23 protein-coding genes and 2 riboswitches are annotated in these 23,689 nt (G+C 49.0%); of the genes, 17 read left to right on the top strand and 6 right to left on the bottom strand.

Features of this window, described 5'->3' with window-relative positions:
• Positions 1-77 precede the first annotated feature (77 nt).
• The 3 genes from GI364_RS05445 to GI364_RS05455 all read right to left on the bottom strand — a co-directional run bounded on the left by GI364_RS05445 (position 78) and on the right by GI364_RS05455 (position 2,685).
• Positions 78-992, bottom strand: coding sequence for an aldo/keto reductase (locus GI364_RS05445; protein ID WP_198852675.1), 915 nt, complete (start codon positions 990-992; stop codon positions 78-80).
• A gap of 170 nt (positions 993-1,162) precedes the next feature.
• The gene (locus GI364_RS05450) at positions 1,163-1,987 is read right to left on the bottom strand and encodes a L,D-transpeptidase family protein (protein WP_198852676.1); all 825 of its coding nucleotides are present in this window, start codon (positions 1,985-1,987) and stop codon (positions 1,163-1,165) included.
• A gap of 359 nt (positions 1,988-2,346) precedes the next feature.
• Positions 2,347-2,685, bottom strand: coding sequence for a winged helix-turn-helix transcriptional regulator (locus GI364_RS05455; RefSeq protein WP_198852677.1), 339 nt, complete (start codon positions 2,683-2,685; stop codon positions 2,347-2,349).
• Between the two features lie 372 nt (positions 2,686-3,057).
• On the opposite strand from GI364_RS05455, the gene GI364_RS05460 reads away from it, so the two are divergent.
• From GI364_RS05460 to GI364_RS05485, 6 genes are all read left to right on the top strand, one after another.
• Positions 3,058-3,948 (top strand): phosphotransferase, encoded by an 891-nt coding sequence (locus GI364_RS05460; protein ID WP_198852678.1) that lies wholly within the window; start codon positions 3,058-3,060, stop codon positions 3,946-3,948.
• A gap of 11 nt (positions 3,949-3,959) precedes the next feature.
• Complete coding sequence (locus GI364_RS05465; protein ID WP_198852679.1) at positions 3,960-5,624, top strand: glycosyltransferase; 1,665 nt, start codon at positions 3,960-3,962, stop codon at positions 5,622-5,624.
• A 137-nt stretch (positions 5,625-5,761) separates the two neighbouring features.
• Entirely contained in the window at positions 5,762-6,298 is a 537-nt protein-coding gene (locus GI364_RS05470; protein ID WP_198852680.1) for an N-acetyltransferase, read from the top strand.
• Between the two features lie 65 nt (positions 6,299-6,363).
• A riboswitch (cobalamin riboswitch) is annotated at positions 6,364-6,564 on the top strand.
• Between the two features lie 193 nt (positions 6,565-6,757).
• Positions 6,758-7,774 carry an ABC transporter substrate-binding protein gene (locus GI364_RS05475; RefSeq protein WP_198852681.1) on the top strand — a complete coding sequence of 339 codons (1,017 nt, stop codon included), beginning with the start codon at positions 6,758-6,760 and terminating at the stop codon, positions 7,772-7,774.
• Positions 7,771-8,790, top strand: a complete 1,020-nt coding sequence (locus GI364_RS05480; protein ID WP_198852682.1) for a FecCD family ABC transporter permease — start codon at positions 7,771-7,773, stop codon at positions 8,788-8,790. The genes GI364_RS05475 and GI364_RS05480 overlap by 4 nt, the downstream gene beginning before the upstream one ends.
• Positions 8,787-9,584: an ABC transporter ATP-binding protein gene (locus tag GI364_RS05485; protein ID WP_198852683.1), complete on the top strand. Its 798-nt coding sequence runs from the start codon at positions 8,787-8,789 to the stop codon at positions 9,582-9,584. Before GI364_RS05480 ends, GI364_RS05485 begins: the two co-directional genes overlap by 4 nt.
• Before the next feature lie 47 nt (positions 9,585-9,631).
• Here GI364_RS05485 and GI364_RS05490 read toward each other — a convergent pair whose 3' ends face one another.
• Positions 9,632-10,087 carry a DUF420 domain-containing protein gene (locus GI364_RS05490; protein ID WP_198852684.1) on the bottom strand — a complete coding sequence of 152 codons (456 nt, stop codon included), beginning with the start codon at positions 10,085-10,087 and terminating at the stop codon, positions 9,632-9,634.
• Between the two features lie 173 nt (positions 10,088-10,260).
• Here GI364_RS05490 and GI364_RS05495 point away from each other — a divergent pair, with 173 nt between their 5' ends.
• The 5 genes from GI364_RS05495 (at position 10,261) to GI364_RS05515 (ending at position 14,460) form a co-directional block, all read left to right on the top strand.
• Positions 10,261-11,499, top strand: coding sequence for an MFS transporter (locus GI364_RS05495; protein WP_198852685.1), 1,239 nt, complete (start codon positions 10,261-10,263; stop codon positions 11,497-11,499).
• 149 nt (positions 11,500-11,648) lie between these two features.
• Positions 11,649-12,935, top strand: a complete 1,287-nt coding sequence (locus GI364_RS05500; RefSeq protein WP_198852686.1) for an MDR family MFS transporter — start codon at positions 11,649-11,651, stop codon at positions 12,933-12,935.
• Positions 12,936-13,080: 145 nt separating this feature from the next.
• Positions 13,081-13,632 carry a spore coat protein gene (locus GI364_RS05505; protein ID WP_198852687.1) on the top strand — a complete coding sequence of 184 codons (552 nt, stop codon included), beginning with the start codon at positions 13,081-13,083 and terminating at the stop codon, positions 13,630-13,632.
• 271 nt (positions 13,633-13,903) lie between these two features.
• Complete coding sequence (locus GI364_RS05510; protein ID WP_198852688.1) at positions 13,904-14,230, top strand: YbjQ family protein; 327 nt, start codon at positions 13,904-13,906, stop codon at positions 14,228-14,230.
• The gene (locus tag GI364_RS05515) at positions 14,227-14,460 is read left to right on the top strand and encodes a hypothetical protein (RefSeq protein WP_198852689.1); all 234 of its coding nucleotides are present in this window, start codon (positions 14,227-14,229) and stop codon (positions 14,458-14,460) included. Before GI364_RS05510 ends, GI364_RS05515 begins: the two co-directional genes overlap by 4 nt.
• A gap of 47 nt (positions 14,461-14,507) precedes the next feature.
• Here the strand turns inward: GI364_RS05515 and GI364_RS05520 are convergent, their stop codons facing one another.
• Positions 14,508-14,747 (bottom strand): hypothetical protein, encoded by a 240-nt coding sequence (locus tag GI364_RS05520; protein ID WP_198852690.1) that lies wholly within the window; start codon positions 14,745-14,747, stop codon positions 14,508-14,510.
• Positions 14,748-15,087: 340 nt separating this feature from the next.
• On the opposite strand from GI364_RS05520, the gene GI364_RS05525 reads away from it, so the two are divergent.
• The 6 genes from GI364_RS05525 (at position 15,088) to GI364_RS05550 (ending at position 23,082) form a co-directional block, all read left to right on the top strand.
• A complete protein-coding gene (locus tag GI364_RS05525) occupies positions 15,088-16,728 on the top strand; it encodes a spore germination protein (protein WP_233096022.1) in 1,641 nt (546 codons plus the stop codon).
• Entirely contained in the window at positions 16,725-17,855 is a 1,131-nt protein-coding gene (locus GI364_RS05530; RefSeq protein WP_198852692.1) for a GerAB/ArcD/ProY family transporter, read from the top strand. The genes GI364_RS05525 and GI364_RS05530 overlap by 4 nt, the downstream gene beginning before the upstream one ends.
• Positions 17,824-19,098, top strand: coding sequence for a Ger(x)C family spore germination protein (locus GI364_RS05535; RefSeq protein ID WP_198852693.1), 1,275 nt, complete (start codon positions 17,824-17,826; stop codon positions 19,096-19,098). Before GI364_RS05530 ends, GI364_RS05535 begins: the two co-directional genes overlap by 32 nt.
• A gap of 15 nt (positions 19,099-19,113) precedes the next feature.
• Positions 19,114-19,338 carry a CLC_0170 family protein gene (locus tag GI364_RS05540; protein ID WP_198852694.1) on the top strand — a complete coding sequence of 75 codons (225 nt, stop codon included), beginning with the start codon at positions 19,114-19,116 and terminating at the stop codon, positions 19,336-19,338.
• A gap of 181 nt (positions 19,339-19,519) precedes the next feature.
• Positions 19,520-19,610, top strand: a riboswitch (cyclic di-GMP riboswitch).
• An 84-nt stretch (positions 19,611-19,694) separates the two neighbouring features.
• On the top strand, positions 19,695-21,563 hold the full coding sequence (locus tag GI364_RS05545) for a FapA family protein (protein WP_198852695.1): 1,869 nt from the start codon (positions 19,695-19,697) through the stop codon (positions 21,561-21,563).
• 88 nt (positions 21,564-21,651) lie between these two features.
• On the top strand, positions 21,652-23,082 hold the full coding sequence (locus GI364_RS05550) for a TolB family protein (RefSeq protein ID WP_198852696.1): 1,431 nt from the start codon (positions 21,652-21,654) through the stop codon (positions 23,080-23,082).
• Positions 23,083-23,283: 201 nt separating this feature from the next.
• Here GI364_RS05550 and GI364_RS05555 read toward each other — a convergent pair whose 3' ends face one another.
• Positions 23,284-23,562, bottom strand: coding sequence for a hypothetical protein (locus GI364_RS05555; protein ID WP_198852697.1), 279 nt, complete (start codon positions 23,560-23,562; stop codon positions 23,284-23,286).
• Between the last annotated feature and the right edge of the window lie 127 nt (positions 23,563-23,689).

Raw genomic sequence — 23,689 nt, forward strand, 5'->3', positions numbered from 1 at the left:
AACACGAACCAAGGTGGTGTCGCGGGGTCTCATTAGGCGCCCCTTGTGCAGTGTGTCATGAATTTGGCACTGTGTATTTAACGGTGGGATTGGTAGACAATTGCCCGGCTGACGGCTTGAATTTGTTCGATTTCAGAATCCGTCAGCGAGTCTGTCTGCGCCGACAAAATGTTTTTTTGCAATTGTTCCATTTTGCTTGCTCCGGGAACAATCGTTGCAACTACAGAGTGTGCAAGCGGGTACTTGAGAGCAATTTCTGTTGGTGGACGTGACAGCGCATCGGACACTTCCTGGAGTTTACTCAGTATCTGATGTAATTCCTGTGCGGAGTACGTAAGATATCCGCTTTCGCTGATTCTTTCAATTCCTCTGTCTGCGAGAAGTCCCTGAGCTAACGGTCCGCGGCCAATCGCGCTGATCTGATGCTTTTGAAGCAGGGAGAGAATTGACTTTTCCGGGCGGCGGTCAAGCATACTATATTGCATCATGACGCTCTGAATATTGGCTCTCTCAACATACTGACGGATAACATTGGGCCGAATCGACGAGATGCCGTACGCTCGAATCAATCCCTCTTGCTGCAGTTGTTCGAAGGCCTCAATAATCTCGTCAATTGGGTCCTCAATTGTACCGCCGTGCAGTTGGTATAAATCAATGTAGTCTGTCTGCAGTCTTCGCAGGCTTTCCTTGACTTCGGACAAAATGTATGCCTTAGAGGGATTCCAATTCCAGCCCGGTTGTCCTTTGACAAATCGGTTTCCAACCTTTGTCGCAATGACAACCTGCTTACGCTTGTCTCTAATTGCCGTTCCTACAAATTCCTCATTTAACCCCTGCTGATATAAATCGGCAGTATCCAAAAAATTAACACCCGCATCGAGGGCTGCATGAATCAAATTGACCGCTTTTTGCTGGTCATTGCCTAGAGACATGCAACCCAGTCCCATTTCACTGACCCATAATTCACTGGAACCGAGTTGTCGTTGCTGCATGGTTGGACTTTTCCTCCTCTAACTCTCATGGTATGCCGCGTGCTAAGCGCGCTCTCGAGTATATACCCTGTGCTCTTCTACAATTATGGTAGCACAACAGCATACAAGACTTGTAGCAAACTGCATACCATACTGCACATCAAGGATTAGAAAAGCTTCTTGGCAGCGCTTTATCCGGCAACTGTGACAAGGGTTCCGTAGTGAATGTAATTCCAGGATATTTTTGCCTTAGATATGGGGAGTTCAACGCAGCCGAGGCTCTGCGGGAAGCCATATGATGACCTGATGAATCCATGGACTGCATCTCCGCCGTGAAAATAGTTTACGTATGGTACACCCTTATCCTTGTAGTGACTTCCGTTCGGATTTGTCCCTTGCATGGTTTGCGACCTGTAACGCAGGTACACAGGCCACGTGCCATCCTGAGTAGGACTCTGCGAAATACCTGTATTGGCAAGGGAAGTTTCTACAACTTTGCCATTGTACCAGAGGGTCAGTCGCTCCGGGCGATGTTTGGTTACGTAGACGTAGGCATATCTGTAGTGAGCTTGCTCATGCTTGAGTGACGCTGAAATGAGCGTTTTCCATACCTCTGGACCCGCAATGCCGTCCGTTTTTAAATTGTGATCGGCTTCAAAAGACATTACGGCACCTTGGGTGATGACACTGTACGCCTCCTTGTTAAAAAAATGCGACAGATGCGTTTGCACACTGTGGCTGCGCCATTTCCACACACCTTGAGGGGGAGATTTGAAATCTGTAAGTTCAAGCTTGCTCGTCAGTTTTTGCTTGTGCTTTGGCGACCAGGTGACTGGCATGTATCCCAAACTTGCAAGGAGTTGCTGCAGACGAAGAACTGCACTGCCTTTACTGCCTGTCTGCAGACTGGGATAAGACACTGGTGGCGGCTGTTTGTGTGGTGTGTTCGATGACGCCGTGTCTTGTGGGCTCTTCTGCGTACTGATTGTGACTGATACGGACGGTTGCTTCCTCAATCGTTGGCTCTGTTTGGACGTCTTGCTCGATGAGGGAGAGAGAGTTTTCGCTGCTCCGGTTTGATTTGCGGTGTGTACTGGTGGACTTGTGGTTTCATGAGTGCTTACACTTGTACCCAATAGGGGGCTTGCACAGCCGGACAGGAGGAGGCAACATAGGGCTGACAACGCAAAAAAGCCAGAACGCAAACTGACCACCGTCTTTCCGTCGAGTTGAACCAACCGACAGAATCGGATGGAACGCTGAGAAAATATATCAGCGCTACATCATACGCGTGCATTCTGGCAATATGCTACTTACATACGTTTACTTTCGCACTAACAATGCGAAAACCAAGAAAAATTTTGATTTTACTGCATTACACCTGCTGTTGGACTACCTTCTCCGGCAGAATCCAGTCGTCAGCCCAACCCTGCACGGCATTCATGACAGATTCCAGAGCACGGCCCTTTTCTGTCAATTCATACTCGATTCGGACGGGCGTCTCGGGATAGACGCGGCGTACTAGTATTTCGGCCGCCTCCAGTTCCTTGAAACGTTCTGCAAGCATGCGGTCACTCATGTTCGGTATCATCTCTGAGATGTCCTTAAACCGCTTCGGACCATCCAAGAGGACCCGTATGATGAGACCAGTCCAACGCTTTCCTAATAGCTGAAACGCAGCTTCAAACTTTGGACAGAGCTGATGTTCTACCATACACATCCACCTCGCGTCTATTGTAGCACAAGTTGAATTTATTTGACACAGTACCTTGACAAAGGTAAGTAGACTTTTATACAGTATTTGGCTGCCATATTGAGTGAGTATTTATCGGTTGTCCTCGTGCGCATGTTGTTGAAAAACCTTTTGCAGTGCGGTTTGTCAGTCTTTCAAGATTGATGGCACTGCAGCTGAGTATCGTCTGAAACGTTGTTGCACAAGGGAAACTTTCACTAAATTGACAAATCTCCTAAGGTGTCCTAGGTTGCTGCGTACCGAAAAACATGCTGCACCGTATGAGTAAATCCTGGAACACATCAAGCCTCGTTGGCGTAGAACATAGGATGAGGAAAAGGAGGTCTCAGCCACATGGAGGCACTGCATCATACCGAATTGGAGAGAATGAGGCCTGTGCTGGAACGATATGGACTTGTTGGGACCGCGGTTTGCCCTGTAACGTCCAATCGCCCTGACTGTACTGCGTATCGCATACACACCACTGCAGGAGATGTTTTCCTGAAGGAGATTCCCAAGCAACAAGTGGGACTGCTGAGTTTGGAACACAGGCTCCAACAGCTCTATACCTGCAGTTATACAGCGATGCCTCGCTACCACAAGACACCAGCCGAGCGGTTTGTCACTGTCTTCGGCTCGAAAAAATATATTGTTGCAGACTGGGTGGACGGAACTGCAATTTCATTAGTCCGTACAGCCGAAAACTATCAGGAACTGGGTAGAAATCTTGCGCGCCTGCACCAGGTGCCGAATCCTGCTGGACGCAAGCTGAACAGTGCCAATGAAGTCCGGGCTCTGTCATTAATGAGTGACGAGGGTCGTGAACTTGTACGCAATTCCAGGACGCACCAGATATTTGTCAATGCAGTCATGAACCCAGTTCTGACACATTCAGCCCTCAGTGATACAAACGTGATTGTTGCTGGAGGCAAGGTGGTCCTCGTCAATTGGCATCGCGTGCAACCCGGCTGTTCCTACTCAGAACTTGCCACGGCTTTAATTCGGACGGCAGATTGTAACACAGACGCCATGGGTTGGCTTCTTGCTGGTTATGAAGAAGTCAAACCTTTGCTTCAGCCGGAAAGGCAATTGATTTTTGGGTTCTTTTCATTTCCGCAGAAGAGACGGCATATCATGCGAAGGGTTGAAAGAACAACGGTTCAGCGAGGAAGCTTTGACCATCATCCAGACACGGCTCGGTTTGCGCAGGCGACAGACTGGCTGCGGTCGTGGTCCGGCTGGTAAGGGGTGAGACAGTGAGCACTCAGCTAAGCGTGGTAATTCCCGCCTACAATGAGGAGAAGACAATCGGCCGACTGATACGGAAGCTGGAAAGATGGCCGAGAAAACCGGAAATTGTGGTCGTAGCCAATGGATGCACAGACAGAACGGCTGCGGTTGTAAGAGAAACGGGGGCACGACTAATTGAATTTACAGAGAGCCTCGGCCACGATGTTGGCCGTGCCATCGGCTTATCTGTAGCGACGGGTGATGTATGCGTCGTCATAGACGGCGACATGCTGTTTTCTCCTGCAGATTTGGAACCCTATGTGCAAGCTGTAGACGGCGGGGTTGATATCGCCTTGAACAGGTATCCAATGCCCGGGATGAAGCACTATTCTCACATGACAGCTGTTGCAAAACGAGCTGTGAATATTCTCACGGACAGAGACGACCTGAACGCCAGCAGCCTGACTGCGGTGCCGCACGCGCTTAGCCGCAGGGCCGTTGAACAATTGGGTTGGAAGGCTTTTTCAGTGCCGCCTGTGGCACAAGTTCAGGCGCACATGGCAGGACTCCGCGTCAGTGCAGTCCACTTAGTCCCGGTAGGCGCGAAAAACCCGGTACGGAAAAGACCTAAAGATAAATCAGTGTCCCGTCTCATTGTAGGCGATTGTCTTGAAGCCATTTCACTGTTGACGGAACAGCGGGGCGCACGGGCAGGTTATACAGATTTGGACCGGAAGCGAGATGTTTTGGAAGTGGAGGCAGATACCGTTGGGGTGAGTCCGGATGGACCGCCTAGACCGCCTCAGGAGGACATCACTGCGGATCCCTCCGAGTTAACGCAGTTTCAGCCATGGACTGCAGGCAGAGGACTGGCCGTAAGACGCGGCATTGTGCCGCACAGCGAAGTGCTGAACCTTGCCGTGATTCCGGTATACAACGAAGAACAAACGATTGGTAAGGTCATACAAAACGTGAAGCAAAGCGGACTGAATGACATCCATGTGGTGTGTAACGGGACCACTGACAGAAGTCGGAAGATTGCAAATGCCCACGGCGCATCTCTGGTTTGCATTGGTGAGCCGCTGGGACATGATGTAGGCAGAGGTGTTGGCTATTTGACGCGGCAAGCGCAACGTTATTTGTTTCTTGATGGAGACATTGTTCTCGGGCCGCAAATCTTGCGGGAGTTTGTGCACGCTATGGATCGAGCCGATGTGGCGTTAAATGATTTGGACGAAGTGATGTCCACTCGTCAACAAGCAGGAACTGTGACTGTGGTCAGAAGGTTTCTCAATCTGGCGCTGGAACGAGAAGACCTGGGTGCCGCATCTATGACCGCTGTTCCTCACGCAATGCACAGGGAAGTCATTGAAGCAATTGGTGCACACAGCTTGGCAGTTCCCCCTTTGGCACAGGTGAAGGCCATCCTGGCCGGGTTTCAAGTTGCAGCAGTACATCCAGTCAATGTGATGTCCAAAAATCGCTTTCAGCGGGAGTTGCACGGGAAGAGACACGGCAAACCTTGGGAACGACTGGTGCTGGGAGACCACCTGGAGGCATTTCATTTCATGCTCAGCGAACTTGGTCCAAGGGGCTTGTTTCCAGACAAGATCCGAAAACGGGCGTGGCTTGAGAAATGGCGAAAGCAATTGGAAGACACGCCGGATAACAGGAGTAAATTGCCTTTATAAGTCTGCTTGTGAGAGCAGAAACTAACTCCAATTCGAGCTTGGCTTGTGAACGAGTGTGTTCCTCGAAGGGCCACACGCACGCTGCTGTTCTGTCGTGGATGTGTTCACAAGGCCGACGACCGCGAGGAGGGGTACGGATGGACTGGTACGAGAAGCTGACAGATTACTTTCCAGAGCATGAGCTAAAAGACGTAAACCAGATGGAGGCATTACTGGAGCACGTGCCGGCCTATCGCAAACGCGAAACAGAAGATTACTTGGTGATGTATGCGGAATATCCAGATTTTATATTTTTGGATTACTTACTCGTTTACCCAGGTACGAGAGGCCGCGGCATTGGCGGGCAGGTCATAGGAGATTTTCAGTCCAAAGGCAAGTTACTCATAGCAGAAGTCGAGCCGGAGGACGAGGAGAACGCAGATACCGGCAAACGAATTCGGTTTTACGAAAAGAATGGTTTTCGCCTTGCCAGTAACATTGAATATACGCGCTGGGACAATGACGGAGAAGTATTCCGTATGGACATTTACTACTGGAGCCCGGATCCAACCCATGAACGTCAGGTTCTGCAGATGATGAAGCACATCTGCAGAGAGATTCACAACTTCCAAGCGATGAAGTATTATGGACGTCTTGTAGCAAATCCAGAAACCTCGCTTCAGTGGAAGCATTGACAAGGCTCTGGTCCTGGCATACGATAAAATCACAATTTGTTGCCTTTGGGTGCCCCAATGGATGAACAACTGTTAGGTGTGAAGGTTTTTTGCATCGAGCGTTTCATCGTGTCAGGGGAGAATAGGGAAGCCGGTGTAAATCCGGCGCGGTCCCGCCACTGTAAACAGCCAATACTCATGGCTGCCACTGTTTCCGAAGGGAAATGGGAAGGCGCCAACTAGAGTGGCTGTGAGCCAGGAGACCTGCCTAGAGGCCAGCGTGTGCTTAAGCCTTCGAGGAAAAGGTGAGTGGCCAGAGGTACATACCAACTACCGACCACAACCCTGCCGTGATGGCAGGGTTTTCCTTATGAAGGGGGAAGAGTGCGGATTGCCTGACCGTCCGCGTTCTTCTTCGAAGCCACGGAAATCATTGTTCAGAGCTTTTGTGTCTCGAACAAATACGTGGGAGGTTTTTTCATGAACAGAAAAACGGCAGCAGTTATTTCGGCTTCTCTTGGAACGGCCCTGTTGGTTGCGGGGTGCGGAACCGTAAATCAAGCTGCTAGTCACAGCAAAGTCAGTACGGGAAACCAGACTGCGACAAACTCAACTGGAACTGCAACCGGACAGGCGGGACAGACCCCGCAAGCACAGACCCAATTTCCCTTGACTGTGAAAGACCAGGCGGGCCACACGATTACCATTAAAAAGGCCCCCAAGCACATTGCCTCCATAACTTTGGGTACAGACACCATCTTGTCCGGACTGGTTCCAAAGAGTGAGATTGCGATGGTGACAAAGTTTTCAGCGGATCCGAATCAATCCAATATTGTGAGCTTTGTGAAAGGGATACCGAAGATTAATCAAGCGAACTCTGAGCAGATTATTGCGGCGCATCCGGATCTGGTTTTGGCTGCCTCGTACACACAGTCAGGTGTTGTTCAACAGTTGAAACAGGCAGGAATCCCGACCTATGAGTTCGCGAGTTTTAACTCTCAAAAGGCTATTGAGAAAAATATTAAAATAATGGGAAAACTAGTTGACAAACCGGCAAAGGCTAACCAACTCATCAAGACAATGAATCAGCAGTTGAAGCAGATTGGGAATGCGGTCAAGGGCATGAAAAAGCCGACAGTTATCAGCGACAGTTCTTACGGGGACGCCGCAGGCAGTCAAACGACTGTGAACGACATGATTAGAGACGCAGGGGGGGTCAACGCAGCCGCAGGTGTCACGGGTTGGAAAAAAGTGACGGATGAACAGATTGTCAAGTGGAATCCGGATGTCATGATTATTTCCAGCACAGACAAGGGATACAAACAGAAACTGCTTCATGACAAGGCCCTGCAAGACGTCAATTTTGTCAAGAACAGACGCATTTACGCAGTTCCCCCTGCAGACTTAAACAGCCTGTCACAATACTTTCCGAGAGGAGTCAGGGATATTGCCAAGGATTTGCACCCTAAGGCCAACATTCCCAAATTGACAAAATGAAACGACTTCATGCCGGCGTTGGGATAACTGTTTTATCTGCCGCCCTGGTTGTGGCTGCATTTCTCGAACTGGATTTGGGTCCCATGCATATTTCAGTGGGAAAAGCCGTAATGGATTCGTGGGCATACTTCAGCGGTCAGCGCACATCTGACGCGGTAGTCATGGGAGCCATCCGTTGGCCGCGCCTTGTGGTGGCAGCGATGGTTGGAGCCGGGCTTGCGAGTACCGGAGCCGCATTGCAGGCGGTGTTTCGCAATCCAATGGCCGATCCCGCTATTATCGGTGTTTCTGGCGGCGCCTCCCTCGGCGCGGTCGTGGTTATCAGCCTGGGATTGGCTTCCCGCAGCCAGTGGTGGACGCCGGCAGGCGCTTTCGTTACCGGACTTGTTGCTGTTTTCCTGATTTACCGATTAGGGACCATTGCCGGGCGTACAGCGGTGCATTCATTGCTCTTATCGGGAGTTGCTGTCAGTTCGCTGTCCAGTGCCTTGGTCACATTGGCTCTGTCACTTTCTCCATTACAGACCATGCAGGCCATCCTGTTCTGGCTCATGGGGGGACTTGACGGAAGTACGTGGGGCCATGCACTGATGATTACGGTCTTTTCCGGTGTCGGGCTTGTGGTGTATCTAACCCAAGCCCGTGCCCTGGACATCTTGTCCATCGGGGAGGAGCAGGCGGAAGGTGTTGGAGTTCCCTTGCAAAGTATTAAGCAAATTGTCTTGATTACCGCGGCGTTCGTAGTGGCTGCGTGTGTCAGTGTCAGCGGCGTCATTGGCTTTGTCGGATTGATTGTGCCACATTTGATTCGGATTTGGATGGGTCCTGTACACCGCGTCTTAATTGCCGCCTCAGCCATTGGCGGTGCAGTGCTTCTGGTGTTGTCTGATGTCATTGCACGAACGATTGTGCTGCCTCAAGAATTGAATGTGGGCATTATTACGTCCTGTTTAGGTGCACCGTTTTTTCTGTATTTATTGCGAAGACAATTTGGCGGACAGGGGCGAAAAATATGAGTACCCTTAGAATCGAAGCGCTTGACTTTCGGACCGCCCTAAAGGATATCTCAGCGGTGTGGGAGCCTGGGCAATTAATGGGTGTAATCGGTCCCAACGGTGCAGGCAAATCAACACTTTTGAAGCTGGTGTCCGGTGTGGAACGCCCTGACAGCGGGCGGGTATGGTTGGATGGTGATTTATTGGGGAAGCTCAATGCAAAAGAGCGGGCGCGCAGGTTAGCTTATTTGCCGCAACAGGTGCCGGTTGATGTGCTCTTTACGGTGAGGGAGTTCGTGGAGATGGGCCGGTACGCTCACCAAAGTCCGTGGGGAGGTTTCAATATCTCATCGAAACAGGCTGTCAATCAAGCCATCCATCGGTTGAATCTCGATGAACTGGTACATACACCTCTGGGACAGCTCTCTGGAGGGGAACGTCAGCGAGCAGCCATTGCCAGGTGTCTTGCTCAGGAGACAGAAGTGCTGGTATTGGATGAGCCCATTTCAAATTTGGATTTGTATTATCAAGTTGAAATTCTACAGCTGTTGCGTCAACTGGCCAGTGAAGGATACTTGGTTGTCTTGGCAATACATCACTTGGAACTGGCAGCTCAGTACTGTTCGCATATGACACTGCTAAATCACGGAGCCGTCTATGCACAAGGAAAAACTGAAGAAGTGCTGAAACCGGAAGCGGTAGCGGAGGTGTTTCATATGAATGTGAAAATGTTTCGCGATCCGTTCGACAGTTCTCTCCGTATCAGTTGCACCCCCGGCTGGCAAGCCCAAGTTCACGTGAGCAGCCAGCCGTGAGGCGTACGCCAAGCAAGTTTGCACAACAAAGCTTCAGCACAACATGCTTAGCCCAGCCAAGCGTGCAGTACGTTGGTTGTTGGTCCAGGCGGATACACTACATACAGCAACAGGAACACAACTAATCCGGTGGCTGCGGTGATAAACCAGCCGTTTACGGTCCACAGCGCAATTTTGCGATGTTTGTGGAAAACCCCTTTAAATGCAAATCGGAGTGTAATAATACCGAGAATGGCAATGACGGTTGCAAGCACCGAATGAACCTGCAAAAATCCTTGATAGGCTGGCTCAATGGACGTGGGGCCGCCAAACATGGTGTCTCCAAAAATGACTGTCTTCAATACATAAGTAATAAAAAATAGTGCTGCCAAGACAGAGGCTGTCAACATCAGTCGCTTGTGTACCTCTTTCTTGCCTTGGCGAATCATTCTCCAGCCAAACGCCATGACAATTGCACTGGAGATAATAAACGCTTCATTAATCCATGCCATTGCTTGTCCCATTCAGGCTCACCTTTCCACAGCTTCTTTATGTCAATAATGTGACTAACAGATATTTTACCAGTGTGGTGCTAGAATGACCAATGTGACTTTACTCCTCTTGTACCTTCTTTTATGCTGTGACTTACTCGTGTATTTTCGAATGAGTTCATTTTACTTCTGAAGGAGTGACTTGGTTGCACCGCACCGCGGACTTCTCGCAGCATAGATATGCCTACAGTCTGGCACTCTCCATCATGGTACTGTTTGGCGCCCTAGACATTTTGAAGGGTGTCTCGGCGCCATTGATGCAGCAGGATTGGCACCTCAGTTATCTACAGGTCGGAAATATCTTTGTCTCGAACTCGCTTGGGTATCTGGCAGGAAGTTTTCTGGCGGGTTCGTTTGTTCAAAGGTTCGGGACCAAAATCATGTTGTTAAGCGGCGGGGGAACACTGGCGGTATCCCTGCTCTTCACGGTTCTCCTGCAGAGCTATACAGGGCTCCTGTTCGCTTTCTTGCTCGGAGGGATTGGCAGCGGTTGGTTGGAAATCGGTGTGAACCACGTTGTGCCTGAAATGACAGAAGATCCGCACTTGCAATCTAAGTACTTCAATTGGCTGCACGGGCTTTACGGTGTTGGCGCAGTTATCTTTCCTGCTGTCGCAGCTTTTCTCATTCGTCGTACACATCAATGGCGGGTTTCCTATGAAGTCAGTCTAATTCTCTTAATGATGATTCTGTTAGCTTCCTTATTCTTGAACATGAGGCGCATAACAACCGTGTCTACCCGAGAAAAAGGATTGGAACAGGAGCAAACAGCAGTGCGTGAAACAACAAAGTGGAAGAAAGGCGCCATTTTTAGGTCACCAATTTTGTACGGACTGATCCTTGCCATTAGTCTGTACGTGATGGCTGAAATTGGCGTTGGTTCGTGGTTGACCACTTATCTCGTGCGGGTAGAAAGCTTTTCCGTTAGTACAGCATCATATGTGCTCTCAGCGTTCTATTTCACTTTTACGCTGGGCAGGTTGACAGCTCACTTATGGGTCCCTCGTACAGGGAATGAACGAAGCATCCTTGTGAGTGCTATCTTTGCTGCAGTTGTGTTCTCCATAGCAATCACCAATCGACAAACGGCCGTCATTGGTTTTTCGTTAGCAGGACTGGGCTTTGCAATCATATTTCCGACCATCACTGCGGTGGCAAGTTATCGATTTAAAGAGCAGTCAGGCCGAGTTCTGGGTATTCTGTTTACGGCAGCAGGGATAGGCAGTCTCTTGGTTAATTGGCTTGTCGGGCTGATTGCAACGGGGTTCGGGATGAAAGCAGGGCTTGGTATGGTCATCTTGTTCTTGTTGCTGGTGTTTGTTGTCATGTTGTGGGTACGCCGCCGCATCATCAGTGCCGATTCCACAGACCGAGAAGCAACATAACGGCACCACACAGCGCCCCTTGAGTCGAACGCTTATGCCGGCAACAAAGCACCTTGGCACAGAGCTAAAGGTACTCAGAATATTCGAATCTAGCCCGGTTCGTGGACCTGTGTCATACTCTTCTCAACATTACCGGGGGAGTGATACAAATGGTCGGACAGATTCGCACTCTTTATCGTTCATATCATCCGGCTGTTTGGTGGATGATTAGTGCTACCGCGGTAACAAAAATCACGCAGTTCATGGTGTTCCCATTTGTGGCACTGTACATGTCCTCTCATACCAATGCCAGTCCAGGTGTCATCGGTTTGGCGGTCGGAACAGGTGCCCTCACGTCAACCGTGTTTGGTTTCATTGGGGGCAGCTTTGCAGACAGGTTCGGCCGTAAACAAATGATGGCATTGGCGATGGCGCTCAGTGCCGGACTGATGGCGCTGTTTCCAAACATTCACGCTGTATATATGTTCTTTGTTTTGAGCGGATTAAACGGTATTGTCAGAACACTGTTTCAACCGGCCGCGCAGGCACTGTTGTCTGATTTGACCGTCCCTGAAAAGCGCGGAAAAGTGTTTGCAATGGATTATTGGGCAATTAATGTAGGTGCTTCCTTTGGTCCGATTCTTGGCGGGTACTTCGGGACTGTTGCAACCGGTTGGACGTTCTATCTGACTGCCGGCGTCGATCTCGTTTATGCCCTTGTGATTTTAATGATGTTTCCCGACCCTCGAAAAGACAAGTCCTTGCTGGCAAAGCATGAAAAGCAAGACCATGAACAGAAATCCGGCCCGGCAGCCGGGTTTTCCTTTCGCACCGCGTTTCTCACGGTGATTCGAGACAGAGCATTTCTCGTTTTCTTAATTGCCTTTATGCTGGGCGGCATTGGTTACGCACAAATTGAGACTACACTGCCGCAAGTCATGGGTGAAGCGGTCAATGCAAACAAGGCTGCGGAAATGTTCTCCATTGTTCTCGCGTCAAATGCCATTGAGGTTGTGTTTCTGCAGGTTTTGCTGTCAAAAATTGCATCTCGTTTGGGAATTGTCCGAGCCCTTATGATAGGACAATTTCTGTTTACATTAGGATACATTGGAATATCGCTGTCACACAGTCTCTGGCAGTATATTGGTTCAATGTTCGTTTTAACGCTGGGTGAGATCATCAACTTCCCAGTGATGAACGAGTACATCAGCGTACTGGCGGATGAGCGATATCGGGGAACGTACTTTGGTGCAAGCGCGTTGGGTGCCCTCAGCTTCTTCATCGGACCCTGGCTTGGCGGTGTAATCCTTGAACATGCAGGCGGAATGGTGTTGTTCCTGACAGCCGCTGCAGTCTCACTGCTAGCCGTGCCGTTATACCGCGTTGCAGACAGAATGAGACTAAAGCGAGAGCCAAGCGGCAATGCATCGCAAGGAGATGTAACGGTGGGTGTATAGATGTAAGCTGAGTGGATTGCGGGGGGTCCATGCTGACGTGTTACAGCATCGCTGGTGAGGCAAAAGTGTCCAGTATAGAGCTTCCCTTTGCAGATCACATTAGAAAACGGTTCACACACTTCACTTCTCCGAGGAGGGCGATGACATGCCGCTTCGTTCACATGAAGCTCATGAATTGAATGAGTTGTTAATGGGATGTGTAAACACCATCAACACCATGGGAATGTTTATCAAACAGGCTCAGGACCCTGAATTGAAAGGCATTTTGCAGAGTCAGTTGGCTGCTCATATTCAGGATTACAATGTGAAGGTTGAGTGGGCCCAATCGGGACAATCCAGTCAACAATTTCAGGTACCTCCGATGCCTGCCAAAATGGCAGGCACGCCAAAGCCTCCGCAACAGGTTGAGCCCAATCCCAATGGTACGTCTTTTGACGACCGTGGAATCGCTACTGCCTACTTGCTTGGACTGAAGGCACAAGGCAAGAACTATGCGTCAGCTGCTTTCGAAGCAGACGAACCGCAGCTCCGTCAGTTCCTTGAGGATGCTTTTGAAATGTGTTCACACCATGCTTTTCAGGTAGCCGGGTGGATGCGCAAGAATGGTTATTATCCCGGTGACCAGGCATCCAGCACGTACCTGCAGGACCTGAGCCAAACCTACGCGGCCGTTCGCCAACCGGCTGGCGTTCAGTAATAAACCTCCTCTTTAGTGATGTGTACGTGTTCCAGAAGGGACTGCCCGTCTTCTTTAGCCTTCCGGGCTGAGAACGGGAGTCCCTTTTGTTTGTGTTCCGGTACCTCTCATTCTCAACTTTCATGTGAATTAAGCCAACATTGGAACCAAGAAGCAGGATATAATACAGGTAGTGCACAATGGTTCAGCAGTGCAAATGAGTCGTATGCGGCGTTACAATGCGTTACAGAACACAACATTCGTGCTGCAGCACAAGAGAGGAGCATATAACATGCTTGTTGTTACAACCGAAAATATTCCCGGACACAAAGTGGAAAAGACTTTAGGCGAGGCCTTTGGAGTGGTTGTTCGAAGCCGCGGTATTGGCGGAAACCTTGCAGCCGGGCTTCGTAGTATAGTTGGGGGTGAAATTAAGGAGTACACGGAAATGCTTGAAGATGCTCGCCGGAGTGCGCTGGACCGGATGGTAAAGAACGCCCATGCCATGGGAGCCAATGCGGTGGTCATGATGCGTTTTGATTCCAGTGAGATTGGTCAGTCCATGTCTGAAATCGTAGCCTATGGAACAGCTGTCATTGTCCGCGAAGAAGAACAATGATGGTTGCAGCCGTGTTGGTACTGTATGTTCTCGTATCAGCAGCCGTTATTTTTGGAGTTTTCTTGTTTACAGCCTGGATGAGGCAGCGGCGTTTGCAGGGTCCGAGTAAAGTCCCGCCAGGCTTTAAAAGAACCGAGGAAATATACTACGACCCGACGACGGGTGTGAGGCAGCGAGTATGGTATAACGAAGCTACCGGCGAACGGTTTTATCAAAGAGAAGAGAAATGAGAGTCTCAGGGCTGGAGACTTGGCGATGGGTGGAGCCTCTAGCCTTTTCACACGACCATGGAAAGAAAGGAATATGTTTGCCAAATAAATGCCATAACCCAAACCAAGAGCAGGAACAGGTTTAGCAACCGCAGCCGTTTTGCATTTTCAGATGCGAGCAATCGTAAGAAGGTAAGGGTTGATGTAATGAATACGAGAATAAGGACTGGAATGGGATTAATTGCAAAGGCCATGAGTAGCGTTGATACAAGTGCTGCCATTGTGAGAATCCAGAGGGCAATTAACAAAAGATATCACCTCCCAATATGAATTTTCTTCGACAATTCCACCGAGTATATCTATTTCACCGTTACATCCATTGTTCCTGCTTGTGTGTCGAAATCCCCTATCAGCGAGTATATACGTCCGCCGCATGTTGGTAGCCTATGCTCAGAACCTTTGCTCGTCACGACCAATGAGTGTTTGTTTCATACCAGATATCTGCAGATGTCTAAGAAACGAAAAGTTTCATACACATTCATACATAGATCTGACACATCAGGTAAACAGTAATGCGAGAAACGCGTCAATCTGGTAGACCATGGTGGTCATACCGAGCGTAACACCGCTAGCTAAAGGGTGATGGTTGTGACACTGTGGAGAACTCTGTTTACAAAGCGGCTCTCATCCCAGGCGGGAAAGCTTCCTCCGGATGAAGAGCTTAACAAGATGAGAGGTACGGAATACAACGGCAATATGAAGCCTGCCGTGGACTTCATCGAGGATTTGCTGGGAGTCAATGACGATTTGGTAATTAGAAGTCTGCGGGTTTTTACGCACTACGATGCAGTTCTCATTTACTTCTCGAACCTTGTGAATCGAGAGGTCATTAACGACAGCATTGTCAAACCCCTGATGAATACGGCCAACTATCAGGCAGGTAAGAAACCGAAACGACAGGACATTCAAGAACTGATTAGCAAGGATATTGTCTTTTTCGGCCAAATTCATTGGGAAAATAACATCCCTCAAGCAGTCGAGGCTCTGCTTCGCGGAGATACCTTGGTTTTTATGGACGATGTAGACAAAATCCTTTGCATCAGCACTCGGAACGTGGAGCACAGGGGCATTGAACAGCCACAGACGGAGCAGGCCGTGCGCGGGTCGCGGGATGGGTTCATAGAATCCATGGCGACCAACATTACGTTGCTGCGGTACCGTCTGCAGACTCCCAATTTTCGCATCAAAATGCAGACACTTGGGCGGTTGAGTAAAACAAAGGTTGGGATTTGCTACATTGAAGGCATTGTAAATCCAGCCTTGGTGGAAGAGGTGGAGCGACGTCTAAACAGCATTGATGTCGACGTGATTTTGGATGCTGGCACAATCGAGCAGTACGTAGAGGATAATCACTGGAGTCCATTTCCGCAACTTGAAAACTCAGAGCGTCCCGACAAGTGTGTGAGTAATCTTTGCGAAGGCCGGGTCGTGTTACTGATTGACGGGACGCCCTTCGCCTTGATTGCACCCGCAGTCTTTACACAGTTCTATCAAACTGTGGACGATTATTCAGAGCGCCCCCTTATGGGCAGCTTAATTCGGATGGTGCGGGTGGTCGCCCTTCTGTTTTCACTGGTTTTTCCAGGTATCTACGTGGCGGTTATCTCCTTCAATCCAGAGTTAATCCCAACGCAGTTTGCCGTGGCAATCGCCGGGGCACGAGCTGGAGTTCCTTTTCCAGCAGTAGTAGAAGTACTCATTATGGAAATCTCTATGGAAGTGCTTCGGGAAGCAACGCTTCGATTACCGCAGCAAGTTGGCGGCGCCTTGTCCATTGTGGGGGTGTTGGTCATCGGACAAGCTGCTGTGGCAGCCGGTTTTGTCAGTCCCATTACCGTTGTTATCATAGCTCTTACAACTATTGGGAGTTTTGCGACTCCAGCTTACAATGCTGCTGTCGCAATGCGCATTCTCCGTTTCTTAATAACGATACTTGGCGGTATTTTTGGCTTATACGGAGTTGTTATCGGAATGATTGTCATTACAAATCACATGCTGTCCCTTCGGTCATTTGGGGTTCCTTATATGAGCCCCATCGTTCCCGTTGAGTGGCAGGGCTGGAAAGATGCTTTGATGCGTGCGCCAATTTGGTGGATGCCTGTTCGACCCCAGCAGGTTCATCCTCAAAATAATCGAAGGTTGGGAAAGGGCACTCTGGAGAAAGTGTTTCAGAGACCTCATCACCCCCTCGATCCCGTTGATCCAAAAGGGGACAGACAAAAATCATGAAGACCGCAGACTCGTTTCATTCGATAACTGTCCTCGAAGTTACAGCCATTGTTACCAGCAGTATTGTGGGAGTCGGAGTCCTTGCCGTTCCACGATTTGCGGCAATGGCAGCAGATACAGGAGCTCCTCTGGTAACCGTTGCAGGCACAGTTGTCGCAATGATAAGTGTTGCAATCATTAGTATTTTGGGAAGTCGTTTTCCGGAAGACAGTTTTGTCTCGTACAACGAACAATTGTTGGGGAAATGGCTTGGGAGACTCGGACCATTGGTCCTTGCTTTGTTTTTCTTGGTGATTACCGCTCTAACAGCCAGGGAATTCGGAAAAGTAGCGATTACTTCTGTACTTCCAAAAACACCAATCGAAGTGACCACTTTAATCATGCTCTTTTTAGCGATGACGGCTTCCAGGAACAACTTAAGTACATTTGCGTATATTCAGACCTTCTATATCCCATTTTTGCTGGCACCAGGATTTGTCATAGTCATCCTGTCGTTGAAAAATGCAAACTGGGTAAATGTACAGCCGTTTGTTGGAGGTTCCTTCACGACATTTGCCAACGGTGCACTGGTGGTAGCAGCTCTCTTTCAAGCAAGTTTTGTACTCACCATTGTCATTCCGGCCATGCGTCATCCACAGAAAGCGCTGCGCGCAAGTATCGTTGGTACCGCAGTTGCCGGAATTTTGTATGTCGCAATTGTGGTTGCATGTGTGGGGGTGTTTAGTTATGAAGGGGCTAAAGTGCTATATTGGCCAACTCTGGAATTGGCAAAAACAACGCAGATACCCGGTCAAATCCTCGAACGGTTGGATGCTGTCTTTATTTCTGTTTGGGTAGTGGCAGTCTTCACGACGCTGTATTCAAGTTACTTTTTTACAGTATGGGTACTGAAGGAGATATTCCATCTGCAGGACCACAAGTTTTGGACAATTACGCTTTTGCCAGTCGTGTTTTTATTAGCCATGTTCCCTCCTGACATTTTTCACCTATATCCAATCATTCAATTTGTTGGTAAGTGGGGACTGGTGCTAACCATCGGCTACCCATTTATGCTTTTTATGGTAGCTGTACTTCGTGGAAAAAGGGGGGAGATTCGTGTTTCTCAGCCGTCTCGTCCGAAGAAGTAATAGATGGGTTGCAGTTCTCGCGGTTCTGTTGACGACACCTTTTGTCTCTGGCTGCTGGGACCGGGTTGAACTCGAACAGCGTGCCATCATATTAGGACTAGCCGTTGACGAGGCACAATCTGCAGATTCAAACAATGAAACCAGCATGGCTCACGATAGTAAGGCAACCTTGAGTGATCCAAAATTATACAATCAATTACAAGAGAAACAAAAAATCAGTGTGACGGCACAAGTTGCTGTTCCGGGCAGAATTCCATTGGGACCGGGGGGCGGTGACGGCGGGGGTGGAGGTGGCAGCAATCCGGCGACTTCTGTCTGGGTTGTGAAGGCCACTGGTACCTCACTTGGAGACGCCATGCAGGAACTGCAGCAGCATCTGGGAGAGCGGATTTTTTTGGGACACTTGCGCATCATTACAATTTCCGAGGAAGTTGCGAAAGACATTGGGACAAAACCATATCTGGATTATTTGCGTAGAAATCCGCAAATTCGCCGCACAGCGTGGCTGACTGTCAGTAAAGGCAAAGCAGCCACACTGATGAAGACGGCGCCGCCTTTAGAGCGAGTTCCGACTTTGTACTTGCTGTCGACGATGCAAAGTGCCATACGCCTTGGAAAACTGCCTCATGACTTTCTCGGTAGTTTTGAAAGCAAAGAGACAATGTGGGGTCGCGAGCCAATTCTGCCTTACTTAGAAGTGACAGGGAAGCAAGTCAAAGTTGCAGGAATTGCCGCTTTTTGCGACGGCAAAATGAAATACACGCTGAATCCATCTGAGGTTACATCCTATGAACAGCTTGATGGGTCTCGTTCCACCCACACGACCATTATGGTTCCCATGGGTTCAAAAGGAGATTATGTTGTCTGGACCTCTTTCGCGAGAGCCCATCGCATTAAAGTGAAAATGGTTAAGGGGAAACCGGTTGTCACAGTCTATGTCCATGTAGACGGGAATGTGGAAGAAAAATCTCGCAACAGAGTTGACCTGCAAAATCATGTTTTTAGAACGAGACTAGAAAATGAAATGGCAAACTGGTCTGAAATCCATATGAAAAAAATTATTGATAAAACGAAAGTTTATCATACCGACATTTTTGGATTTGGGGAGTACGTCAGAGCCTATGAGCCAGGATACTGGAGACAACACGTTCACCACAAAACGGATTGGAGAAAACTGTACGCAGACTTGAATATCAATGTGGTCGCTACATTTCAAACCCATCGCAGCGGCATGAAAGTCTAATGAAAGGCGGACGCCATGAGTTTTATAACCTTTGATTTCACCCAACTTTATCCTGTCTTGGCTGCATTTTTGTTCCTTTTCACTGGTTTGTATCTTTCTCTCGTTGAAGTTCAGTTGTACAGGCACCTGAGATTAGCAAGAGAGCGGATATGGGCACGGCGGCTTGGGTGGGGCAATATCGCTATTGGACTCGGATTGTTCGTTCTGAATTGGATGTACCACCAAATGTTGTGGCTATAAACTTCAGTTCATTATCTATAGTTTGTTCAAATATCTGTCATTGTGTACTTTGCCACAATAAGGTAACCTATTTATGAGTGGAATCAAAGTGGTAGATTTATTTCAGAGTATTCAATCTGATCTGCTTTTGAGTAATTAGTTTAGACTATTTATTATATTTTTTACATTAGAAAATGATGCCATCGAATCAAGGCAAACCGTCGGAAACGTCGGCAACGCAAAGCTACAAGGGGCTACCGCGATTTGTATCGCCAAGCCAGCCAGCTGCTCGTCTGCGAAACCATCCGACACTGGATGGTTTTTTTGTAAATAGGGGTGTGGGCAACTAAACCGGGGTTCCAGGAAAGGTGACTTACATGCTAAAAGGACGATTTGGGAGAAAGAGTAAAGAAGAGAAAGCGGGATTGAAGACAACAACTTCTTTTCATGACGAGGCGAATGTTGCAAGTCAAGGCGTTATTGATGCAGCGAGACAACGGCGAACTCATCTTACTGTTGACGGAACTGTCGACGGAACTGTCTCGATTTTGGACGGCGAGGTCTTTGTCGCGGCACCCCACGAAAACGGAGTGAAAGCTTCTTTGTTCATACCTGAAGACCCTCGGATTTCTGTCACGATTGATGGAACTACAATGGAGTCCGGATTATATGAGTTGTCTGGCAGTGAACAAGTCACACTCACGCCAATTCAGATTGACCCTCACTGTGAAATACGTCTTATTCCTGCATCTGGAAATATGGAGTTAATTATGTCAATTGATTTACAACCGGGCATCTTATACCAGCCGGAAGACTCTCCTCCTGAAAATAAACTATCGTTGGAGTGGAATGAAGTTGAAATTTCGGCTGCTCCACCCACCGAGGCTGACTTGTTGAACATCCTGGAGCAAAGTGAGTACAAAGGTGAAGTTGACAGAAGCGCACTTTCAGAACTTGCTTTAGCCACAGACAGCGTAGAACGCGTTGTGCTGCGGGGACTGGAAGCCTATCCTAGCAAACCTGAAGAGTTCAGGGAGATTCCACTCCCAGACCCGGATTATGTAGATCCGCTTCACCGTCGGATGAAACTGCAGGCGGTACAATCAGGGACTGCAGTTGGCGTTGTTGATGCTCCTGTTCCTCCTCACACTGGTACGGACATTTTTGGACGCGAAGTTTCACCTAAACCCAGGCCAAGACAGAAACCTCCTGAACTCGGACCCGGCGTTATTCGCAATGACAATACGATTTTAGCGGCTCGTGCAGGCCGGCTTGTGTTTACCGCCCGAATCATTGACGTTGTTCCGACAGTGGAGATGAATCGGTTAACAGCAAAGGATGGACAGATTGTATTTGACGGAGATGTGAAAGTTTACGGCGACGTAGAGGATGGGAGCCTGATCAAGGCTACAGGCATGATTCAAGTGCAAGGCGGTGTCTATGGTTCTGTATTAGTCGGTGAAAACGGCATTTTGATTGGTGGACACTGTGTCAAGACAAAAGTCTATGCCGGTTGGGCAAAGGATATGGCATCCCAGACACTGACCGTCGTTAAGGAAACCGTGGAACGACTGGAACGATATTTGAAAGATGTCAGCCGGGTTCTGGACGATGCGCGCGAAAAGCTTGGAAACGAAGCATCAACCCAATTACAAGTTTTGCCGTCTGCTGTACTGGATAAGTACCACGTTGCTTTACCGAGGCATCTGTCGACGCTCGTGGAGCAGTATGCAAAGACAAGCCAGCACAGTCTTGGAAAGCATTTGGAACCTTGCATTCGTTTAATCCAGACCGATTGGATTGGACCTCGACTAAAGGAGCTTACGCTGGAAAAGGGAATTCAACTTCTGAACCAACTTCAAGCCTATGAAGAGTACCTTGAAGAACACTTGCACGCAGATGCTGCCAGCGTGGAAATCAATGCACTTACTTCTAGCACTGTGGATGCTACAGGACCGGTGTCCATTGTGGGACGGGGAACATACGCAAGCCATATCGACAGCGGGAAGAGCATTCATGTTGCAGGATTTGCGCGAGGCGGCGGGCTGAAGGCCGTTGATGCAATATCCGTGAGAGAACTAGGCTCTCCTTCAGGTACAGAGACGAGGGCTTCTGTCACTTCTCGAAGCGGAATAATTCAAGTGGAAACGAGACACCCCAACACTTTGTTAGAAGTCGGCGGAAATGTCAACCGAAACCTGACACAAGAATCCCACATCACATTTACGGATAAAAGACAAGACTAACCTTCCATCAAAGACGCCAACTGGTTGCGTATATCCATTTGCAGAGAGAGGCACCGTAATAAGACAACCCAAAGGGCAGGTGCAAACGATGAGACGATTGGTCCTCTCTCTATTTGGCGGAATACTGTTTGTGAGTTCGCTGCTTGCCGTACTCATTCATCCGATTTCCTTTGCGGCGAATCAGGAATCTACGCAACCAGACAAGAAATCTATACAACCAGATAAGGCACCTACAGACAGTGAAGGACGAGCACAGGCACAAGTACGCGGGAAAATTGCCTTCGTACGTCAGGGGCAGCTTTGGCTGCGGGATGAAAACGGCGAACGTAGAGTTCTGCAATTAGGCATTTTGAGCTCCCCAAAGTGGTCCCCAGACGGTCATTTTGTTGCTGTCACGGGAAAGTCCAAAGGGCCCCACGGAAAGCAGGATTTTGTGTACCTGCAGGTAGTGAACGCGGCAACCGGACACACGCAAATGGTGACGCGTTATTTATTTCCTGACACAATCACATTTAAATGGGGACCGAAGGGTCACCAGTTGGCTTTCGCACACAAGGGTGTGTTGAGTTCTGTCAATGTTGCACCCCGGTCGAGTGTGCATAGAGTTGCCGCGGGGATACAGAGTTTTGCCTGGGCACCGAACGGACTTGGATTCATCATCTCAGCACCAGCCCATGTGCTTCCTGACGGTTGGACGCGAGCCAAAGTTTATCAAGTTTCTGTCGGTGAAAAACCTTCGAAAAGTGCAGCAAATCATGATCCGACGTTGCTCTTCACACTGCCGAAAACGGTGCCTGGAACCGACCGTTCCATGTTAATTACGGGACTGACATCCATGAAATGGTCTTACGATGGCAAATGGGTTGCTTTCATTGCCCATCCAACTGCGGCATGGTCGAAGGACGAGAACAGACTTTGTGTTTTGTCAAAGGACGGCAAGAAATTTATTGTAGTGGGCACAATGCTGCAAAAATCTGAATGGTTTCGCTGGTCCCCTGGTGCGGATACATTGGCGTATATAAGAGGCAATCACCATGATATTTCACATGGGAAAAAGCTGAATATTGCCGCCGCGCCATTGTTCAAGTCACGGAATCTGGCTCCGATTGGAGCCGTAGACAACGGCTTGACTTGGATTGACCCCAAGCACATTATTGTGTCTCGCCGCCAGGAATCACTTCCTTCCAAGTCACCGGTACAGCTGGAATCCTCCATGTTTCCGTCACTGTATAACATTGATGTGGAGAGACCGACAGTTCAAAACCGAATTACGGCTCCTTCTCAGGGTGTTGGGGATTACAGTCCAGTTGCACAGGGGTGGCAAAAGGTTGTATGGGTCCGCTCTCCAAATGAGTCGAGTAAAGGTGAGATCTTCGTCGGAAAAGCGGACGGTACGGCTGCCCAATTGTGGCTGGAGGATGTCAATGCCGGAATGTGGGCTGTAGCACCGAAGGAAAAGAAACGCACCCGAAGGACGCCTGATATTCTGCCGAAAATAAGTACATCATTGGACAAATAAATCCGGAGATAAGTCAGTCACCGGATAAGTCAGTTACTGGATAAATTAAGTCGCTGCAGAAGTCAGTCACTGGATAAGTCAATCCGCAAACACGACAAAACCAAGGACGGTTCTGTTTTAAACTCGTCCTTGGTTTTATGGAGTCCATACCTGCGCCGTTGTGAACAGGTTTGCATCAACAAGTTGTAATGCCTAACATTTTTAGTTCTCGGCTATTTGATTTTTCGCCTCTGCCAAATCTGTTTGCACCTGACTCAATTGCTCTTTTGCCTGTTCAACAGCGCTAAAGTTCTCATCTGACTCTGCTGCCGTCATTGCATGCCAGGCACGTGACACTGCATTTTCTGCTTGCTGTACGGAGGTTGAAGACGCGTGAGATTGGGCCTCATTGACTGCGCGTTGAGCCTTGTTCACAGCATCCTGGGCATCTGAGAGCGGTGACTGTTTTTGCATACTGGACTTCTGATTGGGATTGGCCATATGAATCCTCCTCTGAGAACACGTCTGCCAAACCTGCGGCCGACGGGAAGCTGTAATTAATGAGATTTTCCTCAGTTGTAATATGGACGTGAGTACGTATTTTATGCCTGAAGTCAATTCCTGCGTA

The organism is Alicyclobacillus sp. SO9 (assembly GCF_016406125.1).
Lineage (GTDB): Bacteria > Bacillota > Bacilli > Alicyclobacillales > Alicyclobacillaceae > SO9.

Coding starts and splice junctions, on each gene's coding strand:
- GI364_RS05445 (WP_198852675.1), bottom strand. CDS start 992: ATGCAGCAACGACAACTCGGTTCCAGTGAATTATGGGTCAGTGAAATG.
- GI364_RS05455 (WP_198852677.1), bottom strand. CDS start 2,685: ATGGTAGAACATCAGCTCTGTCCAAAGTTTGAAGCTGCGTTTCAGCTA.
- GI364_RS05460 (WP_198852678.1), top strand. CDS start 3,058: ATGGAGGCACTGCATCATACCGAATTGGAGAGAATGAGGCCTGTGCTG.
- GI364_RS05470 (WP_198852680.1), top strand. CDS start 5,762: ATGGACTGGTACGAGAAGCTGACAGATTACTTTCCAGAGCATGAGCTA.
- GI364_RS05475 (WP_198852681.1), top strand. CDS start 6,758: ATGAACAGAAAAACGGCAGCAGTTATTTCGGCTTCTCTTGGAACGGCC.
- GI364_RS05480 (WP_198852682.1), top strand. CDS start 7,771: ATGAAACGACTTCATGCCGGCGTTGGGATAACTGTTTTATCTGCCGCC.
- GI364_RS05485 (WP_198852683.1), top strand. CDS start 8,787: ATGAGTACCCTTAGAATCGAAGCGCTTGACTTTCGGACCGCCCTAAAG.
- GI364_RS05490 (WP_198852684.1), bottom strand. CDS start 10,087: ATGGGACAAGCAATGGCATGGATTAATGAAGCGTTTATTATCTCCAGT.
- GI364_RS05500 (WP_198852686.1), top strand. CDS start 11,649: ATGGTCGGACAGATTCGCACTCTTTATCGTTCATATCATCCGGCTGTT.
- GI364_RS05505 (WP_198852687.1), top strand. CDS start 13,081: ATGCCGCTTCGTTCACATGAAGCTCATGAATTGAATGAGTTGTTAATG.
- GI364_RS05510 (WP_198852688.1), top strand. CDS start 13,904: ATGCTTGTTGTTACAACCGAAAATATTCCCGGACACAAAGTGGAAAAG.
- GI364_RS05515 (WP_198852689.1), top strand. CDS start 14,227: ATGATGGTTGCAGCCGTGTTGGTACTGTATGTTCTCGTATCAGCAGCC.
- GI364_RS05530 (WP_198852692.1), top strand. CDS start 16,725: ATGAAGACCGCAGACTCGTTTCATTCGATAACTGTCCTCGAAGTTACA.
- GI364_RS05540 (WP_198852694.1), top strand. CDS start 19,114: ATGAGTTTTATAACCTTTGATTTCACCCAACTTTATCCTGTCTTGGCT.
- GI364_RS05545 (WP_198852695.1), top strand. CDS start 19,695: ATGCTAAAAGGACGATTTGGGAGAAAGAGTAAAGAAGAGAAAGCGGGA.
- GI364_RS05550 (WP_198852696.1), top strand. CDS start 21,652: ATGAGACGATTGGTCCTCTCTCTATTTGGCGGAATACTGTTTGTGAGT.
- GI364_RS05555 (WP_198852697.1), bottom strand. CDS start 23,562: ATGGCCAATCCCAATCAGAAGTCCAGTATGCAAAAACAGTCACCGCTC.